We start from the raw sequence: 17,257 nt of genomic DNA on the forward strand, positions 1-17,257 counted from the left end.
ACAGCGACCTTTGCGCGTCCAATCGGACGCACTGCGCTGTAGACGTCTTGATCTACCCGTGTCCTAAAGGGCACGGGTTTTTCTTTGGGCGTCACCGATGGGATGTGACTGATGACGTATGAGTTCGCGATCTTCGACTTCGACGGTACACTCGCCGATACGGCGGAGCTGTTCATGGCGGCGAGCAACCTTGCCGCCGCGCGCTTTGGGTTTCGCCAGCTCACGGTCGAGGAGTTCAAGGGGCTGCGCGCCATGGGCAGTCGCGAGATCATCGCGCATCTCGGCGTACCGATGTGGAAACTGCCGCAGATCGCCACTTTCATGCGGCAGGAAATGGCCGCCCAGGCTCGGGCCATTCAGCTTTTCCCCGGCGTTTCGGGCATGCTGACGGCGCTGAAGTCGGCTGGCATCGGCATCGCGGTCGTCAGTTCGAATGGCGAAGCGGCCGTTCGCAAGGCGCTGGGCGAGACCGCTGGCGCTATCGACCTGTTCGAATGCGGCGCCACACTGTTCGGCAAGGCGCAGCATTTCAAGAGGGTCGTCAAGTTTGCCGGCATCGATCCTTCGCGGATGCTTGCGATCGGCGACGAGGCTCGCGACATCGAGGCAGCCCGCAAAGTACGCATTGCGGCGGGCGCCGTCGGCTGGGGCTACGCCGATCCGGCGTTCCTGAAATCGCTCGGGCCGGATCGTTTCTTCGATCGCATCGACGAGATCCTGCCGGCCTTTCGGGTCGCGGGGCGGGGCTGACCAACTGATCAGGCCGCCTTGGCAAGCTCCTGCTGCGCCTCGGCGAAAAGCCGAAGCGACTTGAGCCGGGCATCCATGTCGAAGATCGGCATCGAGATGATCAGTTCGTCCGCCTTCGTTTGGTCAAGGAACGTTTCGATCTTTCTGCGGATGGTCTCCGGTCCACCGACGATGGCATAGGACATCGCGTGATCGACAAAGATCTTCTCATCCGAACTCCATAGCCCATCCATGGACGCCACCGGCGCCGGGAACCGGCCGCGGGCGTTGCGCCGCAGGGCGACGAAGGATTGCTGCATCGACGTGAAGAGGTAGTTCGCCTCCTCGTCGGTGGCAGCTGCCACGCCCATGACGCCGACCATCACGTGCGGCTTGTTGAGCGTCTGCGAAGGCGTGAAGCGCTCGCGATAGATCTCAAGCGCCGACAGCAGCATGTCGGGCGCGAAATGCGAGGCAAAGGCAAAGGGCAAACCGAGCATGCCGGCGAGATGGGCGCTGTAGTGGCTCGATCCGAGCAGCCAGATCGGCACATTGGTGTCGGAACCCGGAACCGCGATGATCTTCTGATCCTCGGCGACGGGGCCGAGCAGTGCCTGCAGTTCGACGACGTCATTGGGGAAGTTGTTGGCGCTCGCCTCCATATTGCGGCGAAGCGCCTGGGCGGTGCGCATGTCGGTGCCCGGCGCGCGGCCGAGCCCGAGATCGATGCGGCCGGGATAGAGGGCGGCAAGTGTGCCGAACTGCTCGGCAATCACCAGCGGCGAATGGTTCGGTAGCATGATACCGCCGGAGCCGACGCGGATCGTCTTCGTTCCTGCGGCGACGTGGGAAATGACGATCGAGGTCGCCGCGCTGGCAATGCCCTTCATGCCGTGATGTTCGGCCAGCCAGAAGCGCTTGTAGCCGTTTTCTTCGGCCGCCTGCGCCAAGAGCCTCGAGTTTTCGAGCGATTGGGCGACACTGCCGCCTTCGGTGATCGGGGAGAGATCGAGGACGGAGAAAGTCGCCATGAGCCAGGCCTTTATTGAGCGAAATTGATTGAATGGCTATGTAAGGTCAAAATTCCTCAATCCAAGGGTAGCGCTTGAGATTTCCGACAGCCGCGCTTGCCTCATGTGGATGTTTTTGTTTTGTTCACTTTTTGCTGGCAGCGTCCGGACACGCAGCATAGGGTGAAATTCATGCAAACCACGATTCGCATCATCGGCATCGATCCGGGCCTCCGCCGTACCGGCTGGGGCATCATCGAAACGCTTGGCAATTCGCTGCGTTTCGTCGCCTCCGGCACGGTGACATCCGATGGCGACATGGATCTCGCTTCGCGGCTCTGCCAGCTGCATGATGGCCTGGCGGAAGTCGTGCACAGTTATCAGCCAGACGAGGCCGCGGTGGAGCAGACCTTCGTCAACAAGGATGCAACGGCGACGCTGAAGCTCGGGCAGGCGCGCGGCATCGCCATGCTGGTGCCGGCGCGCGCGGGCTTGAGGGTTGCCGAATATGCGCCGAACGCGGTCAAGAAGGCCGTCATCGGTGTCGGCCACGGTGAAAAGCAGCAAATCCACATGATGCTGAAAGTCCTGATGCCGAAGGCCGAGTTCAAGGGCAACGATGCTGCCGACGCGCTCGCGATTGCCATTTGCCACGCGCACAACCGCCTGTCGGTGACCAGCCGGCTTGCGGCCCTGATGGGGTAGTTGCGCTGGTGCCGTTAATTTCCGATGGTCGGTCCGATCATCCCGCAATCCATCCATGAGAGACGACGCCACATGATCGGCAAATTGAAGGGTACTATCGACGAAATCGGCGAGGATCATGTCGTTCTCGACGTGCATGGCGTCGGCTATGTCGCCCATTGTTCGGCGCGCACATTGTCGAAGCTCGGTTCGGCGGGAGAGGCGGCGGTGCTGTTTATCGAGACCTATGTGCGCGAGGACCAGTTGAAGCTGTTCGGCTTCCTGACGGCGCTGGAGCGCGAGTGGTTCCGGCTGTTGCAGAGCGTCCAGGGGGTGGGCTCCAAGGTGGCGCTCGCTCTTTTGTCGACGCTGACGCCGGGCGAGCTTGCAAACGCGATTGCGCTACAGGACAAGACCTCGGTGTCGCGCGCGCCGGGTGTCGGCCCGAAGGTGGCGGTGCGCATCGTCACCGAACTGAAAAACAAGGCACCGGCGTTTGCCGGCGAAATGTCCGGCACGATCGGCCTCAAGCAGGAGCTTGGCGAGGGTGTTGCCTCGGCGCCGGTTTCAGACGCGGTGTCGGCGTTGACCAACCTCGGCTATTCCCGCGACCAGGCTGCAAATGCGGTTGCCGCGGCGCTGAAGAACGGCGGCGAGGACGCCGACAGCGCCAAGCTGATCCGGCTTGGCCTCAAGGAGCTGGCGCGATGATTCCTTGCGTTGTCGTGCCGGCCGATGCAAAACGGGCATTCTCTTTAACACCACGCGCAAGAATGCCCGATCGATTGGAACGGATGGATGACTGAAGCCGCACGCCTGATAACGCCGGAAAAGCGCGGCGAAGATCTCGATGCGACGATGCGTCCGCAGTCTCTGGACGAATTCACCGGCCAGGCGGAAGCCCGCGCCAACCTGAAGATCTTCATCGAAGCGGCGAAGAACCGCGGCGAAGCGCTCGATCACGTGCTGTTCGTCGGGCCGCCCGGTCTCGGCAAGACGACGCTGGCGCAGATCATGGCCAAGGAGCTGGGCGTCAACTTCCGCTCGACCTCCGGGCCTGTTATCGCCAAGGCGGGCGATCTGGCAGCGCTCCTGACCAATCTCGAAGAGCGCGACGTTCTGTTCATCGACGAAATCCACCGGCTCAACCCGGCGGTCGAGGAAATCCTCTATCCGGCGATGGAAGACTTCCAGCTCGATCTGATCATCGGCGAGGGACCGGCGGCGCGATCGGTGAAGATCGATCTGTCGAAGTTCACGCTGGTCGCTGCAACCACCCGTCTCGGCCTGCTGACGACGCCGCTGCGCGACCGCTTCGGTATTCCGGTGCGGCTCAATTTCTATACGGTCGAGGAACTGGAATCGATCGTGCGCCGCGGCTCCCGGCTGATGGGGCTCGGCATGACCGACGACGGCGCACGCGAGATTGCGCGGCGCGCACGGGGAACGCCGCGGATCGCCGGCCGCCTGCTGCGTCGCGTGCGTGATTTTGCCGAAGTGGCCCGGGCCGAAGCGGTGACCAAGCAGATCGCCGACGAGGCGCTGACGCGGCTTCTCGTCGACAATATGGGGCTCGACCAGCTCGACCGGCGCTATCTCTTCATGATCGCCCAGAATTTCGCTGGCGGGCCTGTCGGCATCGAGACCATTGCCGCCGGGCTTTCCGAACCGCGCGATGCGATCGAAGACATCATCGAACCCTATCTGATCCAGCAGGGTTTCATCCAGCGCACGCCGCGCGGCCGCATATTGACCGCCAATGCCTGGAAACATATCGGCCTCAATCCGCCAAAAGAGGTCGAGGCGACCCAGTTTCGATTGACGCTCGAGGACGAGTAAATGATCACGCGCCGTGGGCTTCTGAAGTTTCTCGGCGGCGGGATTGCCAGCATGGCGGCGCTTGGCGGCTATGCCTTTGCCATCGAGCCGCTCGCCCGGCTGAGCGTGACGCGTTATGCGCTGACGCCGCCGGGCTGGTCGCCGGGCTTGAAGCTGCGGGTGGTGGCACTTGCGGACATCCACGCCTGTGAGCCATGGATGTCCGCCAACCGCATCGCCTCGATCTGCCGGCAGGCCAATGCGCTTGGTGGCGATATCACCGTCCTTCTCGGCGACTATGCCGCCGGCATGAACCTGGTGACACGCTATGTGCATTCCAGCGAATGGTCGAAGGCGCTCGCGACGCTTGAGGCGCCGCTCGGCGTGCATGCGATCATGGGCAATCACGACTGGTGGGAGGACAGGACCGCGCAGAAGAACAGCGGCGGCCTCACCTTCGGTCACAAGGCGCTCGCCGACGTCGGCATCAACGTCTACAGCAATCGCGCCATCCGCCTGGAAAAGGATGGCCTCGGCTTCTGGCTCGCCGGCCTCGAAGACCAACTCGCGTTGGTGCCGGGCAAGAAATGGATGCGCAAGCATATGCAGGGCCTCGACGCTCTCGATGGCACGCTGGCACAAGTAGAAGACGACGCGCCGGTGATCCTGCTTGCCCATGAGCCCGACATTTTTCCGAAAGTGCCTTCGCGCGTTGCCTTGACGCTCTCGGGCCACACCCATGGTGGGCAGGTCCGGTTTCTCGGTCATGCTCCCGTCTTACCCTCGCGCTTCGGCGATCGGTATGCGTATGGTCATATGGTTGAAGACGATCGCAGCCTGATCGTTTCCGGCGGGCTCGGCTGCTCGATCGCGCCGGTCCGCTTCGGCGTGCCGCCGGAGATCGTCGTCATCGACCTCGGCTGAGGGGATTCCGGCCGCATGGCTTAGGCGCGCGGCCAAATGGCGTATTTCGGCGTGGCGGCGGGCTCGCTATGATCCGCGACAGCGCCACGCGTCTCATGAGACGCGCAGAGGTCGCTGTAGCACTTTGAATTGCTGCATGTTTCCTTGAACCGGATACGATTTAAGGAAACATGCAGTAGGGAAAGAGCCGGCCGTCGACGTTGGACGAGCGCTTTCCATTACCTGCATCGCCTCGATGAAGGTGGCAGGCGGCTTGGCGTCCATCCATTGAAGGGAAGAGTGAATGCTGGCGCGGCGCGGGTTCCTCAAGCTTCTCGGCGGGCTGGTGATGGCTGGGTTTGGCACCAGCGCCTATGCGGTGGGGGTCGAGCCGTTGCAGCGGCCGCTGGTGACGTCCTACGCTTTGCGGCCTGCCAACTGGCCGCCAGGCCTCAAGCTCAGGGTCGTCGTCCTGGCCGATATCCACGCCTGCGAACCCTGGATGCCTGTGCACCGGATTGCCGGCATCTGCGATCAGGCCAGTGCGCTTGGTGGCGACATCATCCTCCTTCTCGGCGACTATATGAGCAGCCTGCGCCTGACCGGTTTCATCGAACCCGCCCGTTGGGCCGAGGCATTGGCGCGGCTGAAAGCGCCTCTCGGGGTCCACGCGATCATAGGCAATCACGACTGGCTCAACGATCCGGTCGCCCGTCTGGCCGGGCATGGTCCGACGCTAGCCCACAGGGCGCTTGCCGGCGTTGGCATCCCGGTCTACGACAATCGTGCGCTGCGGCTCGAAAAGGACGGACGATCCTTCTGGCTCGCCGGTCTGGCCGATCAACTCGAGCCAACCTACCTGGCTCCCGACGGCTCAGGCATGATCCCCGGGCTCGATGACCTGCCCGGCACGATGGCCGGCATGGATGGTGACGATCCGATCATCCTGATGGCCCACGAGCCGGACATCTTTGTCGACGTGCCCCGGCGTGTATCGTTGACACTCGCCGGCCATACCCATGGCGGGCAGGTCAGGATTCTCGGCTATGCGCCGCTTGTCCCGTCGCGATACGGCAACCGCTATGCCTACGGCCACGTCGTCGAGGACGGTCGTCACATGATCGTCTCCGGTGGATTGGGTCTTTCGAATTTGCCGATCCGGATCGGATCGCCGCCGGAAATCGTTGCCATCGATATCGGCTAATGACAGCGTCGACTCAAGCAACGGGCTCGGTGATCTTGCCGAAGGTGAAGATGCAGATCGGCCGCTTGCTGATGGAAGGCATGTCGACCAAGCAGCGCAGCACCTTCCTCGTCTCCGGTGTAATATCGGCAACCTCCTGGTGCGTGCCGTTGATGCTCGGCGCATTGCCACAGCTCAATTTCGTCGTTCCGATGATGGTGATCCTGATGGCCTATGGCCTGCTGCTTGCCGCCGCGATCGTTGTCTCGCACAGCCTTCTCTTCGTGCTTCCGGCGGATAAAACCGGCAAATTCGATGAAAGCGCGGATCGAGCCGATGATGGGCCTGCTGTCGGTGGCTTGAGTTGGGGGATCACGGGTCTGGTTTGACCCGTGATCAGAAGGAAAGGCCCGTGACCTGAGACCCTGAACTTCCTCCAAATTTTGGTAGAGTCCGTCACATTGAGGAGACGGACGGAATGAAGCGTGCACGGTTCACGGAACAGCAGATCATCGGGATACTGAACGAGCAGGAGAGTGGCCAGAAGACGGCCGATGTCTGCCGCAGGCATGGGATATCGGAGGCAACCTTTTACAAATACAAGGCGAAGTATGGCGGCATGGATGTTTCCGACGCCAGGAAGCTAAAGGCTTTGGAAGATGAGAATGCCAAGCTGAAGAAACTGCTCGCCGAAGCAATGCTGGACAACGCGATCCTGAAGGACGTCGCATCAAAAAAATGGTGACGCCCGATGTGAAGCGAGATGCGGTGGCTCATGTCTGCAAGGAGCATGGTGTGAGCCAGCGTCGGGCGTGCGAGGTTTTGTCCATTGACCGGTCGAGCATGCGATATCGCAGTATTCGGCCTGATGACGCCCATATCCGGGATGCCATGAAGAAGGTAGCGTCAGAGCGCCGCCGTTTCGGCTATCGGCGCATCCACGTGATGTTGGATCGGCAGGGTATCGTCATGAACCTGAAGAAGCTCAGGCGGCTCTATCGGGAAGAGAAGCTGACCGTCCGCAAACGCGGCGGGCGCAAGCGTGCCCTGGGAACCAGGCGGTCGTTGGCATTGCCATCGCGTCCCAATGAGCGCTGGAGCCTGGACTTCGTTAGCGACGCCTTCACCGATGGTCGCCGCTTCCGCGTCCTGGCCGTTGTCGACGACTTCACCCGTGAGTGCTTGGCGCTAGTCGCCGACACGTCACTCTCAGGGCTGCGGCTTGCTCGGGAGTTGGATACGATCATCGCACGGCGCGGAAAGCCAAGGACCATTGTCTCTGACAATGGCACGGAAATGACCAGCATGGCCGTTCTCAAGTGGTGCCAGGGCACACACGTCGAATGGCATTACATCGCACCTGGCAAGCCGATGCAGAACGGTTTCGTTGAAAGCTTCAATGGCAGCTTCCGCGACGAATGCCTCAACGAAACCCTCTTCTCATCGCTGACACAGGCGCGGACGGACATCACAGCGTGGAAGGAGGACTACAACCGAAACAGACCACACTCATCGCTCGGAAATATCACACCCAGCGAATTCGCAATGAAAATGGCTATGGAAAAACAGGCCGCTTGAAGTCAGATTGAAACCAACGACTCTCCTGAAAAATGGAGGGAAGATGGGTCTCAGGTCACCCGGCGTCGAGCGCGACGCCGGGCCTTTCTGTTTATGGGTGTTGAGCAAACCGCGTCAGGCGGCCTTGCCGAAGAGATTTTGTAGAGCGCTACGCAAGCCGGGTACGACTTCATAGGTGTCGGTTACCAGAAGCAAACCATCCGCGCACTCGAACCAATCTCCTGCCATCCCCGCGATCCCTTTGATTGATGTGCTGAGCTTGGCAACCTCGATCGAGTTGGGCGGGGTGCTGATGACCCGCTCTGCAATCCAGGCGTCAAGCCAGCTTTGGTTCGCGGGTGAGACAGCCTCCAGCGCGGTTTGTGGGTGTTTGTCGAAATAGTCCTGAATAGCGATATTGGTCGGTGCGATGACGATCTGGTCGAGATTGCTGTCCCCGAAGGCATCGATGACGCGTGAGCGTTCAAGCGCCATCAGGAAGGTATCGGTCTTGCCGTCCCGGCCGGTTGTCGCCGCGAGAGAGCGTAGCGTCTCCAGTATCGTCGGAAGCTGTTGTTCCTGTTGCGCGTCGTCGGCGCCGGTCTTGATGAGGGACTGATAAACGAGGTCGATGCCGGGGGTGAACGACCGCTTGCGGATGCCGCGTGTCCAATTGTATTCGAAATCCACTTCGAAGCGACCTTTGAGATTGGGCACTGCGCCCTGCGGCACCTCGATGATCACGGCTGGGTTCCAGATATAGCCGGCATAGGATGGGCGGCCGGGATTTGCCGGCATTCCCGACGACACCCAGCCGACATGCGGCAAGCTGGTGTGCCACTCGATTGATCGCGATTCCGGGCGGGCCGCGAACGAGACCTCGGAAGCGGTGAAGCTGACGCCGACATTGGCGCTGAGCGAAGCGCCCGCCTTCGGGCCTTCCGAACTATACTCGGCGCTCAGTTCGCCGCCGATCGAGAAGCTGATGGTTGCCTGCTCGACCGTGCTGTTCGGCCCGAACGTCAAGAGACGTGCCTGTGCCGAGGTCGTTTCAATGCGCAGATTCATGTGGTTGGCATAAAAGCCGACCGAGACCCAATTGGACGACGGCTTGGACGGCGAGCCCTGAATGCCGTGGTAGACATCGCCGGCAACGAGATAATAGTCGCGCGTCAGATTCTGATCGCCGTGTATCAGCTTGTAGACCGATAGCAAGGCGTTCGCGGTCAGGGTTTGCGATGAGGTTTTGACCGTACCCCATCCAAAATCCTTACCGCCGTTCGTTCTCCATTCACCGTTCAAAGTGCCGACAAGCTTCCAGACTTCAGGATTCAACGTCTCGATAGGCATCGTTTTGTTTCCTTCGAAGCGCCGTCGATCGACGGGAGGTTGAGCTGTGGAGCGAGACCGGAACCGGCCCGCGCAGCCACCTTAACGCAGATATTCGAAGACAACCTAAGGTAATTATTTGTGCATTAAAGCTCTTTAAACGAGTCCTAAAATTAGACAAGCAGGACTCTGGTCCTATGCGCTTGCGGCGTCAGGCAAGCAGCGTTCTGACCGTTGCCCGCAATCGCTCCAGCCCACCCGGCTGCCAGCCAAGTGCCCGGATCTTCTCGCTATTCATGGCGTTGAAGGCAGTCAGGGTGGCCGGGCGCGGAAGGGCGTGCTTGGATCCGGTGATCTGCTGAACGATTGCCAGAATGGCACGGTTGTCGACGAGGACATCGGAGATATTGAACACGCGGCTCGTCAGGCGGTCGAGCGGTGCTTCGAGGGTGAGGCGAACGGCGGCGGCCACATCATCGCCATGAACTTCCGTGCCGGCGCGTGGCGCAATCTCTCGGCCCGCGAGATAGTCATCGAAAAGCGGCTGCCATTTGTGAGCGGCACCTGTGCCGGACCGTCCGTAGACGCCGGTCACACGCAGGCTCACCGCCTTGAATGCGTTCGTGCCTAGTGCGGCCAGTGCATTTTCGGCTTCCAGCTTGAGGCTGCCATAGAGGCTTTCGGGATGGCAGGGCGTATCTTCAAACAGTTCTACGCCCGGCAGTTCGTCGCCATAGACGGCGCGGCTCGACAGGAAGACGCAACGCTTCACGCCGTGGTCGCGGGCGGTTCGAAACAGGCGGACGGAGCCGTCCAGATTGCTGCGGCGGAACCCTTCCGGGTCATCGCCTTCGCCGCCCCGATAACGCCCGGCGACATGCTGGAAGGCGGCATGGACGAAGTGGTCGACGTCACGGAAGGCGACGCTCTGATCGATATCCGGGTCGAGAGCGAGCGGAACGAAAGCGACAGGCTTCGAGAAGAAGGCGGGAGCGGGCGGAGTGCGGCCGCCGGCAACAACGTCATACCCGGCGGCCATCAGATGTTCGACGATGAAGCGGCCGACGAAACCGGTGCCACCGGAGACGAGCACGCGCGTCATGACTGAGCCGGATTCGCAAGGGTTGCTATGTCTGGAATATTCTCGCCGGTTAGGTAGGCGGACCAGAGGTCGATCAACGGACGAAGCTGCTTGGTGCGGGGATGGTCCTTCTCCCACGGCTTTTCGTACTGGTAGTGCAACACGCCGATCGACGACCAGTCCCAGAGTTCTGGCAAATTGAACCAGACATATTGCAGCATGTTCATGGTCACCGGCAGGCCATGCCATTCGGGAAAAAAGCTCTGCAGGAAGGTCTGGTCGGTGCGGGGCCAGAAGGCTTCGGGCGCGTCGAGCCTTTCGACCATGGCGCGGAACGTCGCGATGGATGGCTCGGCAACGAAGACGCCGGAATTCAAACGGTGAAAATCGGCAAGACCTTCATAGACATTCGGCGCGGCGGAAAACTCCGGATAGCCAAACAGCCGGTCGATGTTTCTGAGAACGATCGCATCGGCGTCGATGAACACGCAGCGGCGATATTCTGTCAGCTGCCAGAGCCGCAGCTTGCAGAAATTGTCGAGCGGCGAATGAAAAGCCGGCTTGCGCCCCTTGGTGAAGGGCGCTTTGTCGTGGACGTTGCGCTTGCCGTGGCGCTCGTTGAAGGCTTCCGAGAGCGGCAGCAGCTCCGTTTCGATGAGGCGGCAGCCGAAGGTTGAGATTGGCGCAAGGACGTCGGCGGCAACACCGCCGGTGTGGAGAACGACGATATCGGCCAGGGTGTTCGTCAGGCGGATCGAGCGGACGAGCGCGCGGGCGCCGAGCGCATAGTCGGCATTGGTCACGAGCGTCACGAATGCATGATCGGACGAGGCAGGGGAGGAGGGGCGGAGCCCCTCCGGGTGATCGTCAAGTGATGTCATGAAACGGATTTCAGCCGCTTGCCCTCAGGGTCGTGGTTGATGCGCATCGCGATATCCTTGGTCCAGGCGGAGACGGCCGGAACGCGCGAGCGATCGACGCGATAGGCAAATTTCCTGGCGACATCGACGATTTCGGAAAGCAGACCATCTCTGAGACGGATCGGATCGAGGCCGAGCCCCAGGAACTTTTCGTTGTGCACAACGAGTTCATTTTCCGCCGCTTCCTTGCGCGGGTTGGGCAGCCAGGCAATCTGCGAACCGGAGATCGTGGCGATCATTTCGGCGAGGTCCCGCACCCGGTGGGTTTCCGTCATCTGGTTAAAAATTTCGACGCGGCTGCCACGGGCCGGCGGGTTCTTCAGCGCCAGTTCGATGCAGCGCACGGAATCCTGGATATGGATGAAGGCGCGTGTCTGGCCGCCGGTACCATGCACGGTCAGCGGATAGCCGATCGCCGCCTGGATGAGGAAACGGTTCAGCACGGTGCCATAGTCGCCGTCATAGTCGAAACGGTTGATCAACTGAGCGTGCCTGCGGGTCTGCTCCGTGTGGGTGCCCCAGACGATGCCCTGGTGCAGGTCGGTGATCCTGAGGCCATCGTTCTTGGCGTAGAACTGGAAAAGCAGCTGATCCAGGCACTTGGTCATGTGGTAGATCGAGCCGGGATTCGAGGGATAGAGGATGTCCTGGGTCACGGTTTTGCCCGCCATCGTCTCGATGCCAACAGGCAAATAGCCCTCGGGGATCGCCGCGCCGACGGTGGAATAGCCATAGACGCCCATGGTGCCGAGATGCACCAGATGTGCATCGAGTTCGAGTTCGACGAGGGCGTTCAGCAGATTATGCGTGGCATTGACGTTGTTGTTGACGGTGTAGTTCTTGTGCCGGTCGCTCTTCATCGAATAGGGCGCTGCGCGCTGTTCGGCGAAATGCACGATCGCGTCGGGGCGGTGTTCCGTAAGCCAGTTCTTCAAAAGCTCGTAGTCGCGGGCAAGATCGATCAGGTTGAAATGAATGCGACGGCCGGTTTCGGCATGCCAGATGCGGGTACGCTCCTGGATCGAATCCATCGGGGTCAGAGACTGCACGCCGAGCTCGGTATCAATCCAGCGGCGTGAGAGATTGTCGAGAATATGGATGTCATGACCGGCGTCGGACAGGTGAAGGGCCGTTGGCCAGCCGATGAAACCATCACCGCCGAGGATCGCAATCTTCATGCACGGTTCTCCTGATCAGGAAGGAAAGCTGTGTCACGTGTAGGATAGGTTTGTGACAAAGCTGCAATGCTTGCAAATGCCTTTTTGTTCCTGCACAGGATTTGGGAAATTCTTGTCGGAGAGAAGCATGTCCCTGATCTCGATTGCAGGCGAACTGACCGAAGGCGGCCATCGACTGGTCCAGCGCGTTTATTACGAAGACACCGATTTTTCCGGCGTCGTTTATCACGCCCGCTACTTGCATTTCATGGAGCGCGCCCGCACGGATTTCCTGCGGCTGCTCGGCGTCGAGCAGGCGACGCTGGCGATCGAGGGGGACAGCGAGGGTCTCGTCTTTGTCGTGCATCGCATGGAGATCGACTTCAAGGCGCCGGCGCGCATGGACGACATCCTGACGATCGGCACGGTGACGGAGAAAGCGGGCGGTGCCAAGATGGTGCTGCTGCAGGAGATCCGCCGTGATGGGCAATTGCTGATCGCCGCCAAGGTGATTATCGCGGTGATCAACGGCCAGGGCCGTCCCCGCCGCCTGCCCGAAGCGCTGGCGACGAAATTCACACAGGCAAGGCAAAGCGTGGGTTAAGCCGGCACGTGCTGTTGCATGCATCGAAGCGTCCTTTCTGAAGGGCGCTTTTTTCGTTGCCAGGAGGTTAGTTGCAACCCGTACCGCTTGTGCAGCTGACGATCATGCGGACGTACGTATGGATCGAGGGCCTGCGGCAGGTGGCGGCCTAGCCGCCCCGCTTATTCGGCCAGCGTATCCAGTATCTTCTTGGTCAGGGACTGCCTTGTATCGCCAAGCTCAGACCAGGGTTCCATTCCATTTTCGATGCGCTGGAGGATATCGGCGATATGGAAACCGTTGGCTGCGTCGAGGTTGGAAAGCTCGCTCCAGCTGACGGGCGTTGCCACCGGTCCACCTGCGCGGGCTCGGGTGGAATAGGGAGCGATCGCTGTCGCGCCGCGTTCGTTCCTCAGCCAGTCGATGAAGATCCTGCCCTGGCGCTTTGCCTTCGACATGGTGGCAATGAAATTATCCGGATCGCGGTCGGCAAAGCCCTGCGCGAACGACTTGGCGAAGCGTTTCGCGTCCTCCCATGGTGCGCGTGGCGCCAGCGGAACGATGACATGCACGCCCTTGCCGCCGGTAACCATGGGAACCGATTGGAGGCCGATGTCGTCGAGCGCGTCTCGAAGGCGGAGTGCGGCGTCCTTGACGGTTGAAAAATCGACGCTTGGGTCGGGGTCGAGGTCGAACACCAATCGGTCCGGCGTCTCGATCTTGTCGACCGGCGATCCCCAGATGTGAAATTCCAGCGTTCCCATCTGGACCGCCGCAACAAGACCCTTGGCATCACGCACATACATGTAGTTCTCGGTGTCGCCGGAGGATTCCTTCACCGGTGTATCGCGGATCTCGGCCGGAAAACCCTCGCTGGCATGCTTCTGGTAAAAGCATTGGCCGCGTCCGCCCTGCGGGCACCGCATCAGCGACAGCAGGTGACCGCTGGCAAAGGGCAGCATCTTGTCCGCCACGACGGCGTAGTAGCGGGCGAGATCGAGCTTGGTGATGCGCTCTCCCTCGAACAGCTCGCGCTCCGGATGGGTGATGCGAACGCCGAGAACGGTGTCGTCCGTAACCGAATTCGCCGCGCTCGGCGTTTCGCGCGAGGCACGCTTCGCGTTGCCCTGCGCACGCACTGCTTGGTTCGGCGCACGTTTCGCATCGGGTTCGGGCTCCTTCGTCATCTTCGGTCTTTCCTGTGTCACGGCCTTGGCCTCCTTGTCGCGGCGCAGCCCTTCGAAGCGCCGTGGCGAATGTGTCCATCGTCAGAGAACTCGGCTAAGTCGAACTAGGCCACCAGATCCGGCGTGTGCCGGCGGGGCCCATGCCGTCGAGCAATGCTTGCAGCTCGTGCCGTCGCTTGATGAGCGGGTTCTTGCGCAGGTCAGCGTTCTCCGTTCAGCGGTTTGGTGCCTGACGCGCGGACTGCGTCTTGGGCGAGGGCCTGCTCGATGCCCGCGATATCTTCGCTGGTGATGGCAGGGATCGGATCGGAGATGATTGCCTGAAGCACCTCGCTGGATAGGACGCCGTTGGCGAGTGCCTCTTCCAGCGCGGCGCGGGTTTCCCGCTCGGCCTTCAACTGCGCGTAGAGTGCCAGGATCAAGCGATCGCGCTGATCGAAGTGCTGCGGGGTGGACCGCCGGTCGCGATGTCGTGTCGTTTGCGTGGTCATGGCGAGAAAACGCCCGCCGACGAGGGAAGTTCCGTGATGGGCGCTTGGCCTCAAGGTGCGGCCGGAAAGACACAGCGCGGTAACACTCCCTTAACCATAATGGTGTCTTAATCAGCCCATCAGGATTTGTGCAGTGCACGTCATCCTTTGACCAAAATTGACGGCAAGAAGGCAACCATAAGCTAATAAAGGTCGCGATGGTGCGACCAGCGGCGGCGCCGGGGCATTCTTGCAACAGGACGTTTGGGCTACCCGGTCACGAGCATGAGCCGCTCTTGCCGGGTGTTTGGATTCGGGGACTGAAAACGATGGAACAGGTTGGATTGGCCGCTGCGACGCACGATGTGACCCTCTGGTCGCTGTTCATGCAAGCGGGCTTTGTCGTGAAGTTGGTCATGCTGGGGCTGATTGCAGCTTCGGTGTGGACATGGGCGATCGTCGTCGACAAGACGCTGAACTACGGCCGTGTCCGTCGCCAGCTCGACGGCTTCGAGCAGGTGTTCTGGTCGGGCCAATCGCTCGAAGAGCTGTACCGCACGCTCTCCGACCGTCAGACGGCGGGCATGGGTGCGATCTTCGTCTCGGCGATGCGCGAATGGAAGAAAAGCTTCGAGCGTGGCGCGCGTTCGCCAATCGGTCTGCAGATGCGTATAGACCGGGCCATGGACGTGACGCTTGCGCGTGAATCGGAATCGCTGGAAGCGCGCCTCGGTTCGCTCGCGACCATCGGTTCGGCGGCACCCTTCATCGGCCTCTTCGGTACCGTCGTCGGTATCATGACCTCGTTCCAGGCGATCGCCGGTTCGAAGTCGACCAACCTTGCAGTTGTGGCCCCCGGTATCGCCGAAGCGCTGCTGGCAACGGCCATCGGCCTGCTCGCCGCTATTCCCGCGGTTATCGCCTACAACAAGTTTTCCGCTGACGCCGGCAAGCTGTCGGCGCGTATGGAAGCCTTCGCCGACGAGTTTTCCGCGATCCTGTCGCGGCAGATCGACGAGAAACTGCAGAACCCGCGCCAGGCCGCGCAGTAATCGCCAGAGAGCACGGAGACCACGCTGATGGGTATGTCGGTTGGCGGAGCCAAGGGGTCGGGCGGCGGTCGCCGCCGCCGCGGCGGCAAGAAAGCGATCATGAGCGAAATCAACGTCACGCCCTTTGTGGACGTGATGCTGGTGCTGCTGATCATCTTCATGGTCGCCGCACCGATGATGACGGTCGGCGTGCCGATCGACCTGCCGGAAACGCAGGCCAAGGCGCTTAATTCCGATACGCAGCCGATCACCGTTTCGGTCAACCCCGCCGGTGAGATCTTCCTGCAGGAAACGCCGATCGCGATCGAAGAGGTCGTGCCCAAGCTCGAGGCGATTGCCACCACCGGCTACAACGAACGCATCTACGTGCGCGGTGACACCAATGCCGACTATGGCACGGTGATGAAGGTCATGGCGCGCATCTCGGCTGCAGGGTTCAAGAACCTCGGCCTCGTGACGCTGCAAGAACAGGAAAAGTGATCCTTGGCCATGAAGGGCAGTCTCGCCACATCTGGTCTGCTTCACGCTCTGGTTCTGACCTGGGCGCTGGTTTCGCTCGGCAGCCCGGCTGACTTCCAGGTCGCCGACGTCGAAGCCTTGCCTGTCGATATCGTACCCTATTCGGAAATGACCCAGGTCCAGCAGGGCGACAAGAAGGCACCGAAGAAGGAAACATCGTCGCCGGTTCCGACCAAACGTCCGGAAACGAGCCAGCCGGCCGAGAACATCGGCGACAACGACACGGACCTGAAAACGCCGCCGACGCCGAACGCCAAGCCGTCGAAGAGCGAGGCCACGGCCTCGCCGGAAAAGAACGAGAAGCCCGAACCGACGCCCGATCCGGTCGAGCAGGAAATCAAGAAGGTCGAGGAGACGAAGCCTGCTTCCGAACCGGCGACCGAAGTCGCGGCACTGCCGGAAGCCAAGCAGGAAGTAAAGCCCGAAACCAAGCCGGAACCGGCGCCGGCCGAAGAAAAGCCGGCCGAAAATCCGGAAGCCGAAGCGTTGCCCGAAAAGGTGCCGACGCCGGCTGCCAAGCCCAAGGTCGAAAAACCGGCACAGTCGGCAAAGACACCTGACCGCAAGAACGAGCAGACGCCGAAGGAACAGAAGAAGGCGGCCTCCACTGAGGAGAGCAAGTTTAACGCTGACGAAATTGCCGCCCTTCTCAACCGGCAAGATCCCTCTGCCGGTGGCGCCAAGCGCTCGACGCAGGAGGCGGCTCTCGGTGGCAAGAAGACCATCGGCGTGGGCTTGAGCGCCAACGAGATCGACGGTGTGAAGGGTCAGATCCAGGACAAATGGTCGCTGATGGCCGGTCTCACAGGCGTCGAGGAAGTGCGCGTCTCGATCCGGGTGCAACTGGATCCCTCGGGCAACATCGTCGGTGAGCCGGAGGTGACCGCCACGGGGGGGCCGGAAGGAACGCGCCGCGCCGTCGAGAGCAGCACGCTGCGCGCGCTCCGCCGCTCGGCACCGCTACAGAACCTGCCGCCTGAAAAATATGACGGCGAAAAAGGATGGAATACCCTCGTGCTGAACTTCGACCCCTCGGATTTCGCACTCTAGAGCTGCCGGGATTGGAATCATGCCG

At 61.2% G+C, this 17,257-nt stretch carries 18 protein-coding genes and 1 pseudogene; 12 read left to right on the forward strand and 7 right to left on the reverse strand.

Features of this window, described 5'->3' with window-relative positions; translation table 11 throughout:
* Nucleotides 1-111: 111 nt before the first annotated feature.
* A complete protein-coding gene (locus C6558_RS23010; RefSeq protein ID WP_057205703.1) occupies nt 112-750 on the forward strand; it encodes an HAD hydrolase-like protein in 639 nt (212 codons plus the stop codon).
* 8 nt (nt 751-758) lie between these two features.
* On the opposite strand, the gene C6558_RS23015 is transcribed toward C6558_RS23010, so the two are convergent.
* The gene (locus C6558_RS23015; RefSeq protein ID WP_057205705.1) at nt 759-1,760 is read right to left on the reverse strand and encodes an LLM class flavin-dependent oxidoreductase; all 1,002 of its coding nucleotides are present in this window, start codon (nt 1,758-1,760) and stop codon (nt 759-761) included.
* A gap of 171 nt (nt 1,761-1,931) precedes the next feature.
* Between C6558_RS23015 and ruvC the strand changes: the two genes are divergently transcribed.
* The 7 genes from ruvC (at nt 1,932) to C6558_RS23050 (ending at nt 7,905) form a co-directional block, all read left to right on the forward strand.
* On the forward strand, nt 1,932-2,444 hold the full coding sequence (ruvC, locus tag C6558_RS23020; RefSeq protein WP_025424743.1) for a crossover junction endodeoxyribonuclease RuvC: 513 nt from the start codon (nt 1,932-1,934) through the stop codon (nt 2,442-2,444).
* 72 nt (nt 2,445-2,516) lie between these two features.
* Nucleotides 2,517-3,134: a Holliday junction branch migration protein RuvA gene (ruvA, locus tag C6558_RS23025; protein WP_025424742.1), complete on the forward strand. Its 618-nt coding sequence runs from the start codon at nt 2,517-2,519 to the stop codon at nt 3,132-3,134.
* 87 nt (nt 3,135-3,221) lie between these two features.
* Entirely contained in the window at nt 3,222-4,262 is a 1,041-nt protein-coding gene (ruvB, locus tag C6558_RS23030) for a Holliday junction branch migration DNA helicase RuvB (RefSeq protein ID WP_057205706.1), read from the forward strand.
* Nucleotides 4,263-5,165 (forward strand): metallophosphoesterase, encoded by a 903-nt coding sequence (locus tag C6558_RS23035; protein ID WP_107027711.1) that lies wholly within the window; start codon nt 4,263-4,265, stop codon nt 5,163-5,165. It begins immediately after the preceding gene.
* 283 nt (nt 5,166-5,448) lie between these two features.
* A complete protein-coding gene (locus tag C6558_RS23040; protein ID WP_057205711.1) occupies nt 5,449-6,348 on the forward strand; it encodes a metallophosphoesterase in 900 nt (299 codons plus the stop codon).
* The gene (locus C6558_RS23045) at nt 6,348-6,716 is read left to right on the forward strand and encodes a hypothetical protein (RefSeq protein WP_057205713.1); all 369 of its coding nucleotides are present in this window, start codon (nt 6,348-6,350) and stop codon (nt 6,714-6,716) included. Before C6558_RS23040 ends, C6558_RS23045 begins: the two co-directional genes overlap by 1 nt.
* An 89-nt stretch (nt 6,717-6,805) precedes the next feature.
* A protein-coding gene (locus C6558_RS23050) for an IS3 family transposase (protein ID WP_107027712.1) occupies nt 6,806-7,905 on the forward strand; the annotation gives its coding sequence in 2 pieces (ribosomal slippage) (nt 6,806-7,058 and nt 7,058-7,905; 1,101 coding nt in all).
* Between the two features lie 114 nt (nt 7,906-8,019).
* On the opposite strand, the gene C6558_RS23055 is transcribed toward C6558_RS23050, so the two are convergent.
* From C6558_RS23055 to C6558_RS23070, 4 genes are all read right to left on the reverse strand, one after another.
* A complete protein-coding gene (locus C6558_RS23055) occupies nt 8,020-9,234 on the reverse strand; it encodes a hypothetical protein (protein WP_057206614.1) in 1,215 nt (404 codons plus the stop codon).
* 190 nt (nt 9,235-9,424) lie between these two features.
* Nucleotides 9,425-10,315 (reverse strand): NAD(P)-dependent oxidoreductase, encoded by an 891-nt coding sequence (locus tag C6558_RS23060; RefSeq protein WP_057206611.1) that lies wholly within the window; start codon nt 10,313-10,315, stop codon nt 9,425-9,427.
* On the reverse strand, nt 10,312-11,175 hold the full coding sequence (locus C6558_RS23065; protein WP_057217920.1) for a glycosyltransferase: 864 nt from the start codon (nt 11,173-11,175) through the stop codon (nt 10,312-10,314). The genes C6558_RS23060 and C6558_RS23065 overlap by 4 nt, the downstream gene beginning before the upstream one ends.
* On the reverse strand, nt 11,172-12,392 hold the full coding sequence (locus C6558_RS23070; RefSeq protein WP_057206608.1) for an NAD-dependent epimerase/dehydratase family protein: 1,221 nt from the start codon (nt 12,390-12,392) through the stop codon (nt 11,172-11,174). The genes C6558_RS23065 and C6558_RS23070 overlap by 4 nt, the downstream gene beginning before the upstream one ends.
* Before the next feature lie 127 nt (nt 12,393-12,519).
* Between C6558_RS23070 and ybgC the strand changes: the two genes are divergently transcribed.
* On the forward strand, nt 12,520-12,975 hold the full coding sequence (ybgC, locus tag C6558_RS23075; RefSeq protein WP_025424733.1) for a tol-pal system-associated acyl-CoA thioesterase: 456 nt from the start codon (nt 12,520-12,522) through the stop codon (nt 12,973-12,975).
* Between the two features lie 161 nt (nt 12,976-13,136).
* On the opposite strand, the pseudogene ligD reads toward ybgC, so the two are convergent.
* Together ligD and C6558_RS23085 are read right to left on the reverse strand one after the other, a co-directional pair.
* A pseudogene (gene ligD / locus C6558_RS23080) lies at nt 13,137-14,242 on the reverse strand (non-homologous end-joining DNA ligase); the annotation flags it as partial.
* Between the two features lie 99 nt (nt 14,243-14,341).
* Entirely contained in the window at nt 14,342-14,632 is a 291-nt protein-coding gene (locus tag C6558_RS23085; protein WP_025424732.1) for a hypothetical protein, read from the reverse strand.
* A gap of 308 nt (nt 14,633-14,940) precedes the next feature.
* Here C6558_RS23085 and tolQ point away from each other — a divergent pair, with 308 nt between their 5' ends.
* From tolQ to tolA, 3 genes are read left to right on the forward strand one after another with little or no spacing between them, the layout of a single operon-like run.
* Nucleotides 14,941-15,663: a protein TolQ gene (gene tolQ, locus C6558_RS23090; RefSeq protein WP_025424731.1), complete on the forward strand. Its 723-nt coding sequence runs from the start codon at nt 14,941-14,943 to the stop codon at nt 15,661-15,663.
* Between the two features lie 27 nt (nt 15,664-15,690).
* A complete protein-coding gene (gene tolR / locus C6558_RS23095) occupies nt 15,691-16,143 on the forward strand; it encodes a protein TolR (protein ID WP_025424730.1) in 453 nt (150 codons plus the stop codon).
* A gap of 9 nt (nt 16,144-16,152) precedes the next feature.
* Nucleotides 16,153-17,232 carry a cell envelope integrity protein TolA gene (gene tolA / locus C6558_RS23100; protein ID WP_025424729.1) on the forward strand — a complete coding sequence of 360 codons (1,080 nt, stop codon included), beginning with the start codon at nt 16,153-16,155 and terminating at the stop codon, nt 17,230-17,232.
* Nucleotides 17,233-17,257: the final 25 nt, after the last annotated feature.

Source organism: Ensifer sp. NM-2 (genome assembly GCF_003024455.1).
In the GTDB taxonomy this organism is placed as follows: domain Bacteria; phylum Pseudomonadota; class Alphaproteobacteria; order Rhizobiales; family Rhizobiaceae; genus Ensifer; species Ensifer canadensis.

What these genes read in the sequence shown, in the direction of transcription:
- C6558_RS23010 (WP_057205703.1), top strand. Translation starts at nt 112, where the DNA reads ATGACGTATGAGTTCGCGATCTTCGACTTCGACGGTACACTCGCCGAT.
- C6558_RS23015 (WP_057205705.1), bottom strand. Translation starts at nt 1,760, where the DNA reads ATGGCGACTTTCTCCGTCCTCGATCTCTCCCCGATCACCGAAGGCGGC.
- ruvC (WP_025424743.1), top strand. Translation starts at nt 1,932, where the DNA reads ATGCAAACCACGATTCGCATCATCGGCATCGATCCGGGCCTCCGCCGT.
- ruvA (WP_025424742.1), top strand. Translation starts at nt 2,517, where the DNA reads ATGATCGGCAAATTGAAGGGTACTATCGACGAAATCGGCGAGGATCAT.
- ruvB (WP_057205706.1), top strand. Translation starts at nt 3,222, where the DNA reads ATGACTGAAGCCGCACGCCTGATAACGCCGGAAAAGCGCGGCGAAGAT.
- C6558_RS23035 (WP_107027711.1), top strand. Translation starts at nt 4,263, where the DNA reads ATGATCACGCGCCGTGGGCTTCTGAAGTTTCTCGGCGGCGGGATTGCC.
- C6558_RS23040 (WP_057205711.1), top strand. Translation starts at nt 5,449, where the DNA reads ATGCTGGCGCGGCGCGGGTTCCTCAAGCTTCTCGGCGGGCTGGTGATG.
- C6558_RS23045 (WP_057205713.1), top strand. Translation starts at nt 6,348, where the DNA reads ATGACAGCGTCGACTCAAGCAACGGGCTCGGTGATCTTGCCGAAGGTG.
- C6558_RS23055 (WP_057206614.1), bottom strand. Translation starts at nt 9,234, where the DNA reads ATGCCTATCGAGACGTTGAATCCTGAAGTCTGGAAGCTTGTCGGCACT.
- C6558_RS23060 (WP_057206611.1), bottom strand. Translation starts at nt 10,315, where the DNA reads ATGACGCGCGTGCTCGTCTCCGGTGGCACCGGTTTCGTCGGCCGCTTC.
- C6558_RS23065 (WP_057217920.1), bottom strand. Translation starts at nt 11,175, where the DNA reads ATGACATCACTTGACGATCACCCGGAGGGGCTCCGCCCCTCCTCCCCT.
- C6558_RS23070 (WP_057206608.1), bottom strand. Translation starts at nt 12,392, where the DNA reads ATGAAGATTGCGATCCTCGGCGGTGATGGTTTCATCGGCTGGCCAACG.
- ybgC (WP_025424733.1), top strand. Translation starts at nt 12,520, where the DNA reads ATGTCCCTGATCTCGATTGCAGGCGAACTGACCGAAGGCGGCCATCGA.
- C6558_RS23085 (WP_025424732.1), bottom strand. Translation starts at nt 14,632, where the DNA reads ATGACCACGCAAACGACACGACATCGCGACCGGCGGTCCACCCCGCAG.
- tolQ (WP_025424731.1), top strand. Translation starts at nt 14,941, where the DNA reads ATGGAACAGGTTGGATTGGCCGCTGCGACGCACGATGTGACCCTCTGG.
- tolR (WP_025424730.1), top strand. Translation starts at nt 15,691, where the DNA reads ATGGGTATGTCGGTTGGCGGAGCCAAGGGGTCGGGCGGCGGTCGCCGC.
- tolA (WP_025424729.1), top strand. Translation starts at nt 16,153, where the DNA reads ATGAAGGGCAGTCTCGCCACATCTGGTCTGCTTCACGCTCTGGTTCTG.